The following is a 14,954-nucleotide window of genomic DNA, read 5'->3' as shown; positions in this document are numbered from 1 at the left end:
GCAAGATGACGTTAGCGCGTAAAAAAAGCCCGCCATGGGCGAGCTCGGTTACGGGTAAGCAAGAGGCGAATCAGATGCTGATATTGTATTTACGACCCGCAGGTGCCTGGCTGGATTCCCCGGCGGGGCCGTAGAGCGTGTTGGCGTGACCCACGCGGTCTACCACCTTCTGCATATATTGATTCTTCTTCATATGGTTTTGCAGAAGCGTTTCGACCTGCGCGTTCAGCGTTTTGGTGCTTTGCACCCGTTCACTGATCAGCTTCCAGCTGGTGAACAGCCTGCTGTGATGGTGATAGGGCGCCTGAAGGGCGGAAAGCTGTTCCTGCTGGAGACGCATTTCATCATAGTACTGAATCGACGAAAGCAATTGGCTTTTATTATCCGATAATACCTGTAGCGAAACGGGATTTATTTGTACGCGGCTGAGCTGATTGACCTCTTCAATCATGATGGCTTCCAGCTCGTCCAGGGACGTTTTCATTTGCGTCAGTATCGGGTACAGCTTATCCATAATGTTAAAAAATCCTGCCGTTATTAATACTCAAAAATATGTCGCACCAGCGCCTGAGCAATTTTCTCTGGCTCGATAGTGAGTTCCCCGGAGGCCATTGCGGCACGGATCTTATCCACCCGAGCATAATCCACGTCACGGCTGTCATCGGTCTGAATTTTTTTTGTCAGCGCGCTCAGGGTCACTTCGGTTTTGTTTCCGCGCGCTTCGCCCGTCGCGACACTATTTTCCTGAGTAGTGCCGCGTGTACGCAGTTCCTGTCCGCCAGCCAGATTGCCAATCGGTGCGGTGGGTTGGGTGCTTTCGATGCTCATGTTTATCCTCGCCAGTAATCGTTACTGCTCTTGCCTATACACTAGTCTTCGGAAATACACGAAAAAACTAAAATTATTGTTCTAAAAAAATTGTCACGGCTCCGTCACGACCCACTTTTCCCGTAACGTTACGTCCACCCGTGGTTTTCACGCGCAGCGTATCGTCAACCGCAGCGTTGTTTAGCGCTTTGCCCTGGCTGCGGATAAAGAAACCCGGTCCCGACATGACCAGTTCTACCGTCTGCCCGGCGCGAAGACGCCACTGCTGGCGCAGCTGGTTTTGCAGCACCGGTTTGCCCGCGGAAAGGGGGCGTAAAAGGCGTTGGCCGACAATGTCCCTCGCCTCAAACATTAGCCCAACGGGCAAATCGTCTATGCTGCCGGTCATGGGAGTAATATCGCCCTGCTGCACAATTTCCCCGCCCTTCAGACTATGACTGGCGACCCAGAAGGTTCCCTGGGCGCTAATGCTAAACGGCAGATAGAACTTACGCATGCCGCAGCGCGCCACTGCGGTGCGTTTGCCGGTGAGGCGGTCATCATGCCCGGCCAGGCTCAGGTCAGGATTTTCGCACACCGCTGATAGCTGTCCGGGCGAGGCCAGCAGCGTAACGGTACGAACGATATTGCCTGGATTTTCCGTGAGCTTAACCAGCGCCTCCAGTTTCTGCACTAATCGAAGTTTCGCCGTTGTCGCGGATGGCACGCTGGCATACAGCGGGCTCGCGAAAAGGAGCGTTACCAGCGTTACGCGTAATAATGGAAGCTTCATCTTGTTGCCTTATTGTAAAACCAGTAAAGTAAACGGGTATGCTTATTCTGACTAAATTATATACGTGATAGAAACGCTTTTATTGCGTTAAATAATGACACTTCTGCTGCCGTTTTCATGAATCAGTTCCGCATGTTTTAAATATCTATCTTAATTTCGCTAATAGCGCCTATTTCTGTCAGGTCTTTGCAGTGTGATATTTCATCAGCGCTGTCTACACTATCGCGGTTTATATAAAGCAAGGCAGAGGCCAGAGTGCATGATGAATAAACTTGACGATGCGTTTCGCTTCCAACAGCAAGCGTTAGGTCTGCTCTCGCGTCGGCAGGAAGTCCTGGCATCGAATATTGCGAATGCCGATACGCCAGGCTATCAGGCGCGAGATATTGATTTTTCTCAGCAACTTAAAAATGCGTTAGGGAATAAACCTGCATCAGGGCCTGTCACAATGGCTTTAACGTCCAGCAAGCATATGCAGGGTAAAAAAATGCCTTTTGATGATGCTCAGTTGCTATATCGCGTACCGGATCAACCAAGTGCTGATGGTAACACCGTGGATATGGACCGCGAGCGAGTTAATTTCGCGGATAACGCCATGAAATATCAATCGAGCCTGACATTCCTCGGTGCAGATATTAAGAAAATGATGACGGTAGTCAGTCAGGGGTAAATAAATGTCGTTATTTAGCGTATTTGATATTTCAGGCTCGGCGATGGCCGCGCAGTCAAAACGTCTCAACGTGAGTGCCAGCAATATGGCGAACGCAGACAGCGTTGCCGGACCGGACGGACAGCCTTACCGCGCCCGTCAGGTCATGTTTGAAGCGGACACCTCTGCCGGCCAGGGCATCGGCGGCGTCAGAGTCAGCGACGTAGTGGAAAGTACAGCGCCCGATCGCCTGGTCTATGAGCCCGGTAATCCGCTGGCGGACGAACAGGGATATGTACGTATGCCTAACGTCAACGTGGTCAATGAGATGGTCAATACCATTTCCGCGTCACGCAGTTATCAGGCAAATGTGGAGGTGATGAACTCCGCCAGGGCCCTGATGCAGAAAACCTTAACCCTCGGTCAGTAAGGCAGGATATGACAGTTTCAACGGTAAACGACACCAGCGGCAATACCAGCACCTACGGCACGGGCAGCAGTGCAGCCGACCTCTCCGAGCAGTTTATGAAGCTGCTGGTTGCACAGATGCAAAACCAGGACCCGACTAACCCGATGGATAACAACCAGCTGACCTCCCAGCTGGCACAGTTCAATACCGCCGCGGGAGTGGAAAAACTCAACGCATCTGTCGGCAACGTTCAGGCGCTTATGGCGCAGTTGGGCAGTATGAGCGCCGCCTCCTGGGTTGGCCGTGGGGTACTGATCGAGGGCGATCCGAAAGTCGCCTTTGGTGACGCCACGCAGCCACTGGACGGGGAGGAGAAGCCATCAGACAGCTTTAGTTTCCTGTTATCGGGGGATGCAGAAACGGTCACCGTCACGCTGACGGATGATGAAGGCAATGCCTATACGGCGCAGCTGAAGGACGTGAAATCCGGTGTGAAGACTTACACCCTCGACGATCTGGAAAACTTCCAGCCGGAGCCGGGGCCGCCTCAGGACAGGGAATACACGCTCTCCTTTGAGGCGAAAAATCCGGAAGGCGATAACCCGGAAATATCCGGCCTGATTCAGGAGCAGGTGTCTGGCGTCACGATGACGGCCAACGGCGCGGTACTGCACCTGCTCAATCATGACCCCATCACCATGGGCGACGTGGTTGTTATCCAAAAATAGCGAATAATTTACTCTCTGGAACTTCAATATGAGCTTTTCACAAGGTCTTAGCGGCCTCAATGCAGCCGCCAAAGCGCTGGACGTGGTTGGAAACAATATCGCCAACTCCCAGACAGCAGGTTTTAAAGCAGGCTCCGTGGCCTTCGCCGACATCTTCGCCGGAACGACGGGTCTCGGGGTTCAGGTTGCGGGCGTGACCCAGAACTTCGGCGACGGTGGCCTCACGGCGGGCAATAGCTCGCTGGATATGGGCTTACAGGGAAAAGGATTTTTCCGCATGGTAAGCGAAGGTGGCGCCGTCTATTACGGACGTAACGGCCAGTTTAAGCAGGATCAGAACGGCAATATCATCAACAGCACCAATGGATTGTACCTGACCGGCTACCAGGCGACCGGTACGCCGCCGACAATCGCCCCTGGCGCACCGGTAGGACCCATTCGTATACCGACGGAAGACATGCCCCCCGCGGCGTCCACCGCCGGATCCCTTACGGGTAACCTGAAGTCAGATGACACCACCATCATCACCGACTCGTTCGATTATAGCGATCCGAAAACCTACAACTACCAGAGCCAGATTGAGGCGACCGACACGCTGGGCAATAAACACACCGTAAAGGTCTACTTCGTGCAGACCGCGGCAGGCGAGTGGAAAGCTTACGCGCGCGATGAAACCGCGCCCGGCACGCCTGATGTGACCTCCCTGGATTTAAAGTTCGATAGCAACGGCAATATGGACACGGCGGCGATGGCCAGTACCAAAATGACCATTAACGGGGCCGCGTTTAATGGCTCCGCGCCGCTGAGTATCGACATGGATCTTTCCAGCTTGACCCGCCGGGCCACCGATAGCCTCGTGAAAGTTGACACCATCGACGGTCAGGCCCCGGGTAAATATCAGAGCTTTGTTATTGGCGACAGCGGAGAAGTGGTCGCGACCTACAGTAACGGTCAGCGTCAGACCGTGGCACAAATCGTACTGGCTGATTTCGCCAACAGCGGTGGGCTGGCGGCTGAAGGTAATAACGTCTGGAGCGAAACGCCGCAGTCCGGCCAGCCTTTCCTTGGTACTTCCGGCTCCGGCAGCTTCGGTACGATTAACGGGAATATGCTTGAGCAGTCTAACGTCGATCTGGGTCAGGAGATGGTCAATATGATTGTCTACCAGCGTAACTACCAGTCGAATTCGCAAACCATCAAAACCCAGTCTGAGCTACTCCAGACGCTGGTTAACCTGCGATAAGGGCGGCGGATGGATCGCGCAATATATACCGCATTGAGTGCTGCCAACGCGGCGCTCAACCGCCAGGCCGTGACGTCGAACAATATGGCTAACAGCGCCACGGCGGGCTTTCGTGCTCAACTGGCCGCGTTTCGCGCTGTGCCGGTTGAGGGGCAGACCCTGAAAACTCGCGCGCTGGTAGCGGAATCGACGCCGTATAACGACGACACCATGGGACCGATTACCCACACCGGACGCAGTCTCGACGTTGCACTTCCGCAGAACGGCTGGCTGGCGGTAGCCTTGCCAGACGGTAGTGAAGGGTACACCCGTAACGGCGGCATTGAGATCGATCGGGACGGCGCATTGCAGGTTGGCGGGAAGCCGCTGATGGGCGATGGCGCACCGCTGGTGGTTCCTCCCCATTCGCAGATCACCATTGCGGAGGACGGTACCGTCTCTGCACTTGGCGCGGGTGATGAGCCAACGGCCGTCGTGCCGGTCGGAAGACTGAAAATGGTTAATGCTCCCATGAGCACCCTGATCCACGGCGACGATGGGCTGTTTCGCCCGGCGGCGGGCAATGCGTTGCCCCAGGATGACGCCATGCGTCTGAGTCCTGAATCCCTTGAGGGAAGTAACGTGAGCCCGGTGAAGGCCATGACGGAGATGATCGCCACCGCACGCAGCTTCGAGATGAACATGAAGGTGATCCGCACCGCGGATGAAAACGCGCAAAAGGCCAACCAGCTATTAAGCGTGGGCTAACCCGCGCAAGGAGTACAGATGATTCGGTCATTATGGATCGCAAAAACCGGTCTGGAAGCACAGCAGACCAATATGGACGTGATTTCAAACAACCTGGCGAACGTCAATACCAACGGCTTTAAGCGCCAGCGAGCGGTGTTCCAGGATTTGCTTTATCAAACCATGCGCCAGCCCGGTGCACAGGCTTCCGAACAGACAACGCTGCCAAGCGGCCTCCAGCTGGGTACCGGCGTGCGTCCGGTCTCTACCCAGCGCGTGCATACTCAGGGCGGCCTGAACATGACCGGCAACGATACCGATGTCGCTATCGAAGGCAAAGGCTTCTTTCAGGTGCAGTTGCCCGACGGCAGCACCGCGTACACCCGTGACGGACATTTCGATAAAAATGAAAACGGTCAGTTGGTAAACGCAGAAGGCCATCCCATTCTGCCGGGCGTCGTAGTACCGCAGGACGCCAAAGAGATGCAGATAAGCCCTGATGGTATCGTCAGCGTGACGCTCCCGGGTCAGGCTCAGCCGCAGCAGGTGGGGCAGTTGACCCTGGCGACCTTTGTCAACGATGCCGGTCTCGAAAGCATTGGCGGCAACCTCTATCGTGAAACGCAATCCTCCGGCGCACCGAATGAACTGAATCCGGGCCTTGAAGATGCGGGTACGCTCAAGCAGAAGTACATTGAGACGTCTAACGTCAACGTGGCTGAGGAGCTGGTCAATATGATCCAGGTCCAGCGCGCCTACGAGATCAACAGTAAGGCCGTTTCTGCATCCGATCAGATGTTGCAGAGGCTTACCCAGCTTTAATTTCCTCTCTCTTACCGCTCCGGGCGCAGGCTCGGGCGGATAGATGGTTTATCGACACGTAAATGAAAACACTTTTTACATACAGTCCAACAGGGCTATCGCGTCCTGCACTGCTGGCGGGCGTGCTGCTGCTAAGCGGCTGCGCGCATATTTTGCAAAAACCGCTCGTGGACGGACCAACGTCGGCAGAACCATTACCGATGGCACCGGTCACAACCGGCGGCTCGCTGTTCCAGGCAGGACAGGCCATGAACTATGGCTATCAGCCGATGTTTGAAGACCGCAGGCCGCGCAGCGTGGGCGACACGTTGACGATCCTGCTTCAGGAAAACGTTAGCGCCAGCAAGAGCTCCTCCGCCAGTGCCAACCGTAATGGATCGGCCGGAATGGGATTACTGGCCATGCCGGGCAGCTCGAACAGCTGGCTGGGTAACGGCAAAGCTGACTTTAACGCGGAGGGCAAAAGCGACTTCTCCGGCAAGGGCGGGGCGGCGGCGCGCAACACCTTTACCGGCACCATCACGGTGACGGTAAATAAACTCCTGCCGAACGGCAATTTACAGGTGGTCGGTGAGAAGCAGATAGCCATAAACCAGGGGACCGAGTTTATACGCTTCTCGGGTGTGGTGAACCCTCGCACCATCAGCGGGGCCAACACCGTGCCCTCAACTCAGGTGGCGGATGCGCGCATTGAGTATGTCGGCAACGGCTACATCAACGAAGCGCAGACGATGGGCTGGCTGCAACGCCTGTTCCTGAACCTTTCTCCTTTTTGATACGACGATGAATACAAAATCCATTCTGTTATTTCTCGGCCTGCTGCTCAGCATTCCGATGCTGTACACGCCGGCGCAGGCCGAGCGAATTCGCGATCTGGCCACGGTGCAGGGGGTACGCTCCAACTCGCTAATGGGCTACGGGCTGGTGGTGGGGCTTGATGGCACGGGCGACCAGACGATGCAGGCGCCGTTTACGGGCCAGAGCCTCAATAATATGTTGTCCCAGCTTGGGATCACCGTACCGGCGGGCACCAACATGCAGCTGAAAAATATTGCCGCGGTGATGGTGACGGCCGAACTGCCGCCGTTCGCCCGCTCAGGGGATAAGATCGACATCGTGGTCTCTTCTCTGGGGAATGCGAAGAGCCTGCGTGGCGGTACGCTGCTGATGACGCCACTTAAAGGGGCGGACAACCAGATCTACGCGATGGCGCAGGGCAATGTGCTGATCTCCGGGGCTGGCGCGCAGGCTGGCGGCAGTCGCGTGCAGGTTAACCAGCTTAACGGCGGTCGCATTAGCGGTGGGGCGACGGTTGAACGCGAAGTCCCAAATGACTTCGCCACGCAAAACACGCTGCGCCTACAGCTTAACGAGTCAGATTTCTCGCTGGCGCAGCAGATCAGCGACGAGATTAATCGTCGCTATAGCGGTGGGGCGGCAATCCCTGAAGATGCCCGTACTGTACGTTTGTTTGCACCGCCGGATGGTCCTTCCCGGGTGCGTTTCCTCGCCAATATCCAGGATATTCCGCTGCGGGTGGGGATACAGGATGCGAAGGTCATTGTTAACTCTCGTACCGGCGCCGTGGTGATGAACCGCCATGTTTCCCTCGATGCCTGTGCCGTAGCTTATGGATCGCTGACGGTAGAGGTTACACAGAATAATGTTGTGAGCCAGCCGGATACTCCCCTCGGGGGAGGGCAGACCGTCGTGGTGCCACAAACCGATATCTCAGTACGCGACCGCGGCGGCTCGCTGCAAAGCGTGCGCAGCAGCACGGATCTGAACGCAGTGATCAGGGCACTCAATACGCTTGGCGCGACGCCAAATGAGCTGATGTCCATTTTGCAGTCAATGAAAAATGCAGGCTGCCTGCGTGCGAAGCTGGAGGTGGAGTGATGAATGCTTTCGATCGTCTGGATAAGCCAGCCTTTGACGTTCGCTCTCTCGACGCGCTGAAGCGTGATGCACGCCGCGCTGAACCCGGGGCGCTCAGGGCGGCGGCGCAGCAGATGGAGGGGATCTTCGTGCAGATGATGATGAAGAGCATGCGCGATGCCACCATCAAAGATGACCTCATGCACAGCCAGTCCACCGATATGTTTACCGCGATGCACGACCAGCAGGTGGCGCAAAATATTGCGGGGAGCGGACAGCTTGGGTTTGCGGATATGATTGTGCGCCAGTCAGGCGGGGAGATCGATAGCCCATTGGTGTCGACGCCCGGCAGCGGTCCGCTTAATTTGCCAGGACTTTCCTCCTCCGTCAGATCCGCCACCGGTCCGCTGGCGCCGTCTGCGTCGGTCTCCTTCGGCAAAGTAGCGCAGGGGGCTCAATCCTTTATTTCTCGTCTGCTGCGTCCAGCACAGATCGCCGCCAGGCAGAGCGGGGTTCATCCGCAACTGATCCTCGCGCAGGCGGCGCTGGAGTCAGGATGGGGGCAGCGTGAAATCCCCACCGCTGACGGCCGCCCCAGCCATAACCTGTTCGGCATTAAGGCCGGAGGTGACTGGCAAGGCAAGACCACAGAGGTGATGACCACCGAATACATCAACGGCGTGAAGCAAAAGATAAAGGCCTCGTTTCGCGTTTACGATTCCTATGAACATGCGCTCGCCGATTATACGAAGCTACTCACTAAGAACCCGCGCTATGCGGGCGTTGCGCATTCCCGTTCGCCGGAGCAGGCGGCCAAAGCGCTTCAGGCGGGGGGATACGCAACCGATCCTGCCTATGCGAAAAAACTGATCACCATTATTCAGAAAGTAAAAGGTGATATTAAGCAGGGTGTAGAAGCCTATAAAAACGACCTCGCGAAAATATTTTAAAAAAGTTTTTAGATAAATTCGCAATCACCGATGAATAAAGCAGAGCAATAATTTTGACCCTGCCCGAATATCGGGCTGGAAATAACGGAATATCCAGGTGCCTTATGAACAACCTCTTTAGTCTCGCGAAAAGTGGCCTTAGCGTAGCGCAATCCGCTCTTAGTGTGGTAGGCAGCAACCTGACCAATGGCATGAGCGATACCTATAGCCGCCGCAGCCTTGTGATTGGTGAGCTCGGTGGCATGACCACGGGAAACGGATTTTATGGCTACGGTGCGACGGTAACTGGCGTCGATCGCGCTTACGATGCTTTTGCCAACAAGCAGCTACGCGGCTCCGTCTCAAACTGGGCCTCGCTTAACGGCCGCATGGAGCAATTGAGCGACATTGATAATATGTTGGGCGATGAATCCGACAACGTCTCTGTCTCCATCAATAACCTGTTCAAGTCGATGGCGACGCTGAGCGCAACCCCAGATGACGGCCCGGCCCGTTCCGCAGTATTCAGCTCACTCGGCGTATTGACCCAGCGCTTCAATGACAGCGGCAAGCGCCTCACCGCGCTGGAAAAGAGCACCAACACCAATATCGAAACCAGCGTTAAAGAAATTAATAGCATCAGCGACCAGCTGGCAGAAGTGAATAAACAGCTGGAACGCGTACAGGCGCAGAACGGTACGCCGCCTGCGGACCTGCTGGATCAACGTGATGCATTACTGGAAAAACTGAGTGAGCAGATCGGTATAGATGTAACCGAGAATAGCGTATCTGGCCGCGTCGACGTAACGCTTCAGGATGGTCGCCCCCTTGTCTTTGGCGAAAACGCCAGCAAGCTACAGGCCACAGCGTCTGAAAGCGATCCTGACAGAATCGTTGTCTCTTACGTTGATAGCAACGGTACTACCACGCCAGTTAACGAAGCGAGCATTACCAAAGGCCGCCTGGCCGGGTTGTTTAAGTTCCGCAGCGAAGATCTTGAGCTCGCTAAAAACGAGCTAAACCAGATCGCCTTTATGATGGCGAGCCGCATGAACGAGCAGCACCGTTTGGGTGAGACGCCAGCGGGTGTGCCGGGGGGCGATCTTTTCTCTCTGCCACCTATGAAGGCGGTGGCAAATGCAGGCAATGCCGGTGGGGGAACGCTCGACGCTATCAGCGTGACGGACTACACCAACGTAAAATCTGAAAATTACAGCATCGACTTTGATGGAACAAACTGGAACGTAATGGGGGAGGACGGACGCCTGGTGAAGCAGGTGCCGGCCGGTTCCGCCACGCTTGAGTTTGACGGCATTGAGATTGATCTCTCCGGTGTGACCGCAAGCGCCGGGGACAGTTTTTCCTTTAATCCTATGGCTGGGGCTGCGGAGGGTATTGGCCGCGCGATCAACAGCGCACAGGATTTTGCCGCAGCGGATGCCTCCGGGGGCGGGGTGGGAAATAATCTTAATCTGGAAGAGATGCTTAAGATCCAGAATGAGAAACTGATTGGCGGCAGCACGCTGACGGAGGCTTATTCAAGCCTGGTGGGGACCATTGGTTCTAACGCGCGGGCGGTAAAATCGGGCATTTCCTCGGCTGAGATCGACCTGCAAACTAAATATGATGCGAAGCAGGCGCTTTCAGGTGTGGATATGAACGAAGAAACCGTCAATATGCAGATGTTTATTCAATATTACCAGGCCAATGCGCAAATTCTACAGACCGCAACCACCATGTTTGATTCGCTGCTTTCGATTAAATAAGGAGCTATCCGATGCGATTAAGTACGCTGTATATGTTTAAACAGAGCGCCGAGAGCATGTCAAAGCGCGTGAGTGATAATAATAATATTTATCTTCAACTCTCTGCTGGAAAATCGTTGCTGCGAGCCTCGGATGATCCAAAGTCCGCTACCGATGCGGTAAATTATCAGGACGCACTGGCGAAGCTTGAGCTTTACAGCAACGTACGTTCAACGGTGCGGAGTTCACTTGAGCATGAAGATAATATCCTGAACGGTGTGGGCAATTTGCTGACCACCACCCTCACCGAAAAAATCGTAGCGGCGAAAACGGAAAGCTACTCTGATGAAGATCGTCGGGCGCTGGGTGCAGAGATTAAAGGTATTCGCGGCAATCTGATGGATCTCGCGAATAATCGCGACGGGAGCGGGCGCTATATTTTTGGCGGATTTAAAAGCGATACGGCGCCGTTTGACGATGCGGGTAACTATGTCGGCGGTGATACCGCTCGTCGACAAACCGTTGCCGATGGTACGGATATGCAGACGGGCCACCTGGGCAGCGATGTTTTCGGGGATATATTCTCTGTTCTTGATAAAGCGGTAGAAGAACTTTCTCGCGATCCCATCGACCGTGATGCGCTGAATGCTGCGTTGAGCGCCGCCAGCGAAGCGGTTTCCGGCGGCATCGATCGTCTGGGTAAGGCGCAGGCGGAATTGGGGACCAACCTTCAGCAACTGGACGCGCTTGATATGAGTGGCGACGTCATGATCAACGACACCATAACCAAGGTTCAGACGGCCATTGGCGCTGACTATAGCACGATGACCTCGCTCATTATGGATTCTAAAATGTCAGAATTTGCGCTGAACGCATCCATGATGGTATTTCAGTCAATGCAAAAAATGAATTTATTTAATAAATAACATTATCTTTCCATCTTATTTCTGAAAGTTTTAGCCGCATATTTATGTGCGGCTTATGAGGACCTATGTTAAATAAACTTAAAATCTATACCGTAATCAGCCTGATTATCGGCATGATCTCTTGCATGCTGTTTGGCGTTACGGCTTTTTCCGTTTATAACTCGGTGACGATTAATAAAAATTTTAAACGCGTTGTGGACGTTAATGACAGCAACGCCTACATGACTAACGCCGCATATAACATTAACTCGGTGGTGGCGAATACGAACGGGATGATGCTTCAGACGTCGCTGCATAAACCGCTGTCGCCAGAGATGATCAAACATACCCACAACCTGCTGAAAGAGGCGCGCAAGGAGATGGATGCTTTCGCGCAGGTGAAATTCAACAGCCTGGCAGAGACAAGGGCTGCTGAGGAGCTTCGCGCCAAATTTGACCTGGTTTATAACACCGTCCAAACCAAGCTCGGCTATCTTGAGCGACCGGAAGGATACCCGGGCTCGATGAACGGTGATATGGAACTGCGTACCGAGCTGCGTCAAAAAATTGAGAAGTATTCAGAAATCTCATCTGACCGGGGGTACGAATATGTGTCAGTAGCTGAAAGCAGCTACAAGATGATGATTTGGGTAAGCGTGGTGATGATGGCCATCGCGATTTGCGTATTGTTAGCCGTTCGCTACTGGTTGCGTATTGCGCTGGTGCGCCGGATGGAAACTACCGTTGAGATGCTTCAGCGCGTAGCGGCAGGCGATCTGAGTCATGCCATAGAGACTGGCGCTGATAACGAAATTGGCAAAATGCTCAGGGAGCTTGAGAAGATGCGTGTCTCCCTGACCAACACCATTACCGGTATCCGTGAAGGGGTAGTGAATATCCATTCTAACGCCCAGGAGATAGCTCAGGGCAACAGCGATCTTTCCTCCCGTACCGAAGAACAGGCAGCGGCCCTTCAGGAGACGGCTGCCAGCATGGAGCAAATTAAAACCACCGTACGCCAGAATGCGGATAACGCACATGCGGCGCGCAGTCTGGCAGAAGGGGCAAGCATGAATGCCCAAAATGGCGGTGAGGTGATGGTAAACCTGGAAGCTATCATGGCGCAGATTACCGAAAGCTCCCGTCAGATTGCTGATATTAACGGCGTCATCGACAGTATCGCCAATCAGACCAACATTCTGGCCTTGAACGCAGCGGTTGAAGCCGCTCGAGCGGGAGAGCAGGGGCGTGGCTTTGCGGTAGTTGCGGAAGAAGTGCGTAACCTCGCCAAGCGCAGCGCCGATGCAGCGAAAGAGATTAATCAGCTGATTAATACCAGCGTTAACAATATTGATACAGGTTCGCGCCAGGTAAGCCAGGCGAGCGGCGTCATGCAGGACATCGTGACTTCGGTTGCTGAGGTGACGCAGATTATGGGCGAAATCAGTTCGGCCTCTGACGAGCAAAGTGCGGGTATCAATCAGATTTCGCAGGCCGTGAACGAGATGGATCTGGTGACTCAGCAGAACGCGGCGATGGTGGAAGAAGCGGCCATGGCGGCAGGCAAACTGGAATCTCAGTCGGACGAGCTTGAGCAGCTTGTTGCCCAGTTTACCCTGCGAGATGAAAAAGTTGAAAAACGCCATACGCCCGCGCCGGAAAAAATGACGTTGCGTCACGTTGAAAATGATAATGCGCAGTGGGAAACGTTCTGACATCTGCGGAAAGAGAATAATTGGCGTCAATAGTGCCGCCAATTATTCCTGTCAGGCAGCGCGATGATTAAATTAACAGAATGCGCATTTTTATAAAAGCTTATCGCACTTTTTGATTATGTGGTTTCAACTGATAATTGAGAATGTGAAGATTAGGTGGAAGAAATGCGTGGACGGTATATACACAGCTGAAGGGCTGGAGAATAAAACGGCATTGTGGTCAAAATACCATTTTATCGTCAGGCAAGAAGCGCTGCGTTTGCATAAGAGACTGCCTGCCAATGTCGAATTAGACGATCTCATTCAGGCGGGCTCCATGGGTTTTTTGAGTGCCATTGATAGCTTTGACCCTAAAAAAGGGGTGGCCCTTAATGCCTGGATCTCACAGCGTGTGAAATGGGCATTAATGGATGAGCTTCGGGAAAGTGATTGGGTTCCACGGCGCGTGCGATCGCATTCGCGGGAAATTGTGTCACTTATTCAGCAGATCGAACAGGAAAAGGGGGGAGAAGCGACCGAAGCTGATATTGCTGAACGGATGGGCGTTTCGCTAAAGGAATTTCAGCAAATGCTGGCTGATAATAATAGCAGCCAGATGTACTCTATTGATGAGCTTCAGGAAAACTATTCTGACAGTTGGGAGAGTAATGACGGCGAAAATGCACAGCTTAATCCGTTAAATGAGGCCATTCAGGAAAATTTGATAGCCAACATTGCTGAGCATATCCGAATGATCCCCAAGCGTGAACAGCAGATATTGCAGTTTTATTATCAGCAGGATCTAAACATGAAAGAGATTGGATTAATTTTGGGCGTTACCGAAACGCGCGTTAGCCAGTTGCACAGTTTAGCGATAAAACGCTTACGAAGCAGAATGGATCGGTTAAGGAAAGAATAACATAGCGATAACATTAACAAGATTAACAATATTTCCTAAGTAAAGTTAATTACGTTGCGTGATAATTAAGAATGTTTAACAATGTGTATTTTTATAGGTAAATCATTTAGTTATGATAGTTTTCTGGTGCGCGTTGTTTTCTTAAAGCTTGCTAGGAAAATTCTTAATGAATATGATTTCGTCAGATTTGTGATGTAGCCATCCTTTGGCATTGAAAAGTTTTTCGATAATTTATTGAATCAGCTTGACTGAATTCAGCGATTATCAATGCCAAAAGACTCTCTGCATCGACCGGGTAAACATTTTGCCTTAACTATTTAGCCTTGTTTGTGGTTGAAAAACAGTGGGAGCTTTTTGTGTCCAATTTTGACGAGTATCTGCAAAACATTCACGATATTAATCTTTCTTATTTATTACTGGCGCAGCAGCTGATCAGACAGGACAAGTTTGCTGCCAGTTTTCGTCTCGGCTTATCCGAAGGCACGATTGATAATTTAAAAGAGTTGTCTTTACCACAGTTGATGAAACTGGCTGCGACCAATCAGTTGATTTGTCGTTTACGCGTCGATGACGAAGTGGTCATCGAAAATTTGACGAAAGATTCGCGTATTGAAGCTCTTCAGCAAATTCATACCGGCATCATTTTATCGACAAACTTACTTAATTCATTAAGCGAGTCCGATGCTGCTGTGACGGGAGAAGCATAA

At 53.0% G+C, this 14,954-nt stretch carries 17 protein-coding genes; 14 read left to right on the top strand and 3 right to left on the bottom strand.

Annotated elements, in window-relative coordinates; genetic code table 11:
* Nucleotides 1-70: 70 nt before the first annotated feature.
* From O1721_RS21115 to flgA, 3 genes are all read right to left on the bottom strand, one after another.
* Nucleotides 71-514 carry a flagella synthesis protein FlgN gene (locus O1721_RS21115; RefSeq protein ID WP_032649221.1) on the bottom strand — a complete coding sequence of 148 codons (444 nt, stop codon included), beginning with the start codon at nucleotides 512-514 and terminating at the stop codon, nucleotides 71-73.
* 23 nt (nucleotides 515-537) lie between these two features.
* The gene (gene flgM, locus O1721_RS21110) at nucleotides 538-828 is read right to left on the bottom strand and encodes a flagellar biosynthesis anti-sigma factor FlgM (protein WP_017692828.1); all 291 of its coding nucleotides are present in this window, start codon (nucleotides 826-828) and stop codon (nucleotides 538-540) included.
* Between the two features lie 73 nt (nucleotides 829-901).
* On the bottom strand, nucleotides 902-1,600 hold the full coding sequence (gene flgA, locus O1721_RS21105; protein WP_015571601.1) for a flagellar basal body P-ring formation chaperone FlgA: 699 nt from the start codon (nucleotides 1,598-1,600) through the stop codon (nucleotides 902-904).
* A gap of 259 nt (nucleotides 1,601-1,859) precedes the next feature.
* On the opposite strand from flgA, the gene flgB reads away from it, so the two are divergent.
* The 14 genes from flgB (at nucleotide 1,860) to flhD (ending at nucleotide 14,954) form a co-directional block, all read left to right on the top strand.
* Nucleotides 1,860-2,270 (top strand): flagellar basal body rod protein FlgB, encoded by a 411-nt coding sequence (gene flgB / locus O1721_RS21100; RefSeq protein ID WP_015571600.1) that lies wholly within the window; start codon nucleotides 1,860-1,862, stop codon nucleotides 2,268-2,270.
* A 4-nt stretch (nucleotides 2,271-2,274) separates the two neighbouring features.
* Complete coding sequence (gene flgC / locus O1721_RS21095; RefSeq protein WP_015571599.1) at nucleotides 2,275-2,679, top strand: flagellar basal body rod protein FlgC; 405 nt, start codon at nucleotides 2,275-2,277, stop codon at nucleotides 2,677-2,679.
* An 8-nt stretch (nucleotides 2,680-2,687) separates the two neighbouring features.
* Nucleotides 2,688-3,386, top strand: a complete 699-nt coding sequence (locus O1721_RS21090) for a flagellar hook assembly protein FlgD (RefSeq protein ID WP_015571598.1) — start codon at nucleotides 2,688-2,690, stop codon at nucleotides 3,384-3,386.
* 28 nt (nucleotides 3,387-3,414) lie between these two features.
* Nucleotides 3,415-4,629 carry a flagellar hook protein FlgE gene (gene flgE / locus O1721_RS21085; protein WP_015571597.1) on the top strand — a complete coding sequence of 405 codons (1,215 nt, stop codon included), beginning with the start codon at nucleotides 3,415-3,417 and terminating at the stop codon, nucleotides 4,627-4,629.
* A gap of 9 nt (nucleotides 4,630-4,638) precedes the next feature.
* Entirely contained in the window at nucleotides 4,639-5,376 is a 738-nt protein-coding gene (locus O1721_RS21080) for a flagellar basal body rod protein FlgF (protein ID WP_015571596.1), read from the top strand.
* 18 nt (nucleotides 5,377-5,394) lie between these two features.
* A complete protein-coding gene (gene flgG / locus O1721_RS21075; protein WP_015571595.1) occupies nucleotides 5,395-6,177 on the top strand; it encodes a flagellar basal-body rod protein FlgG in 783 nt (260 codons plus the stop codon).
* Between the two features lie 62 nt (nucleotides 6,178-6,239).
* The gene (locus tag O1721_RS21070) at nucleotides 6,240-6,953 is read left to right on the top strand and encodes a flagellar basal body L-ring protein FlgH (RefSeq protein WP_015571594.1); all 714 of its coding nucleotides are present in this window, start codon (nucleotides 6,240-6,242) and stop codon (nucleotides 6,951-6,953) included.
* Nucleotides 6,954-7,011: 58 nt separating this feature from the next.
* On the top strand, nucleotides 7,012-8,076 hold the full coding sequence (locus O1721_RS21065; protein ID WP_045324746.1) for a flagellar basal body P-ring protein FlgI: 1,065 nt from the start codon (nucleotides 7,012-7,014) through the stop codon (nucleotides 8,074-8,076).
* The gene (gene flgJ, locus O1721_RS21060) at nucleotides 8,076-9,005 is read left to right on the top strand and encodes a flagellar assembly peptidoglycan hydrolase FlgJ (protein WP_032649216.1); all 930 of its coding nucleotides are present in this window, start codon (nucleotides 8,076-8,078) and stop codon (nucleotides 9,003-9,005) included. Before O1721_RS21065 ends, flgJ begins: the two co-directional genes overlap by 1 nt.
* A gap of 104 nt (nucleotides 9,006-9,109) precedes the next feature.
* The gene (flgK, locus tag O1721_RS21055) at nucleotides 9,110-10,750 is read left to right on the top strand and encodes a flagellar hook-associated protein FlgK (protein ID WP_032649214.1); all 1,641 of its coding nucleotides are present in this window, start codon (nucleotides 9,110-9,112) and stop codon (nucleotides 10,748-10,750) included.
* Between the two features lie 11 nt (nucleotides 10,751-10,761).
* Nucleotides 10,762-11,655, top strand: a complete 894-nt coding sequence (gene flgL, locus O1721_RS21050; RefSeq protein ID WP_017692833.1) for a flagellar hook-associated protein FlgL — start codon at nucleotides 10,762-10,764, stop codon at nucleotides 11,653-11,655.
* A 65-nt stretch (nucleotides 11,656-11,720) separates the two neighbouring features.
* Complete coding sequence (locus tag O1721_RS21045) at nucleotides 11,721-13,349, top strand: methyl-accepting chemotaxis protein (protein WP_032649212.1); 1,629 nt, start codon at nucleotides 11,721-11,723, stop codon at nucleotides 13,347-13,349.
* A 169-nt stretch (nucleotides 13,350-13,518) separates the two neighbouring features.
* A complete protein-coding gene (gene fliA / locus O1721_RS21040; RefSeq protein WP_026094273.1) occupies nucleotides 13,519-14,247 on the top strand; it encodes an RNA polymerase sigma factor FliA in 729 nt (242 codons plus the stop codon).
* 356 nt (nucleotides 14,248-14,603) lie between these two features.
* Complete coding sequence (gene flhD / locus O1721_RS21035) at nucleotides 14,604-14,954, top strand: flagellar transcriptional regulator FlhD (protein WP_023295279.1); 351 nt, start codon at nucleotides 14,604-14,606, stop codon at nucleotides 14,952-14,954.

The sequence above is a fragment of the Enterobacter cloacae complex sp. HYC033_NIDB genome (genome assembly GCF_056673335.1).
The sequence above is the reverse complement of the archived record's forward strand: the minus strand, read 5'-3'. Positions and strand labels throughout refer to the sequence as shown.

Bases quoted from the DNA above. Each gene is read 5' to 3' on its own strand.
- flgK (WP_032649214.1), top strand. From the start codon at position 9,110: ATGAACAACCTCTTTAGTCTCGCGAAAAGTGGCCTTAGCGTAGCGCAA.
- flgE (WP_015571597.1), top strand. From the start codon at position 3,415: ATGAGCTTTTCACAAGGTCTTAGCGGCCTCAATGCAGCCGCCAAAGCG.
- flgB (WP_015571600.1), top strand. From the start codon at position 1,860: ATGATGAATAAACTTGACGATGCGTTTCGCTTCCAACAGCAAGCGTTA.
- flgG (WP_015571595.1), top strand. From the start codon at position 5,395: ATGATTCGGTCATTATGGATCGCAAAAACCGGTCTGGAAGCACAGCAG.
- O1721_RS21065 (WP_045324746.1), top strand. From the start codon at position 7,012: ATGCTGTACACGCCGGCGCAGGCCGAGCGAATTCGCGATCTGGCCACG.
- flgJ (WP_032649216.1), top strand. From the start codon at position 8,076: ATGAATGCTTTCGATCGTCTGGATAAGCCAGCCTTTGACGTTCGCTCT.
- O1721_RS21115 (WP_032649221.1), bottom strand. From the start codon at position 514: ATGGATAAGCTGTACCCGATACTGACGCAAATGAAAACGTCCCTGGAC.
- flgM (WP_017692828.1), bottom strand. From the start codon at position 828: ATGAGCATCGAAAGCACCCAACCCACCGCACCGATTGGCAATCTGGCT.
- O1721_RS21070 (WP_015571594.1), top strand. From the start codon at position 6,240: ATGAAAACACTTTTTACATACAGTCCAACAGGGCTATCGCGTCCTGCA.
- O1721_RS21045 (WP_032649212.1), top strand. From the start codon at position 11,721: ATGTTAAATAAACTTAAAATCTATACCGTAATCAGCCTGATTATCGGC.
- flgL (WP_017692833.1), top strand. From the start codon at position 10,762: ATGCGATTAAGTACGCTGTATATGTTTAAACAGAGCGCCGAGAGCATG.
- O1721_RS21080 (WP_015571596.1), top strand. From the start codon at position 4,639: ATGGATCGCGCAATATATACCGCATTGAGTGCTGCCAACGCGGCGCTC.
- flgC (WP_015571599.1), top strand. From the start codon at position 2,275: ATGTCGTTATTTAGCGTATTTGATATTTCAGGCTCGGCGATGGCCGCG.
- O1721_RS21090 (WP_015571598.1), top strand. From the start codon at position 2,688: ATGACAGTTTCAACGGTAAACGACACCAGCGGCAATACCAGCACCTAC.
- flgA (WP_015571601.1), bottom strand. From the start codon at position 1,600: ATGAAGCTTCCATTATTACGCGTAACGCTGGTAACGCTCCTTTTCGCG.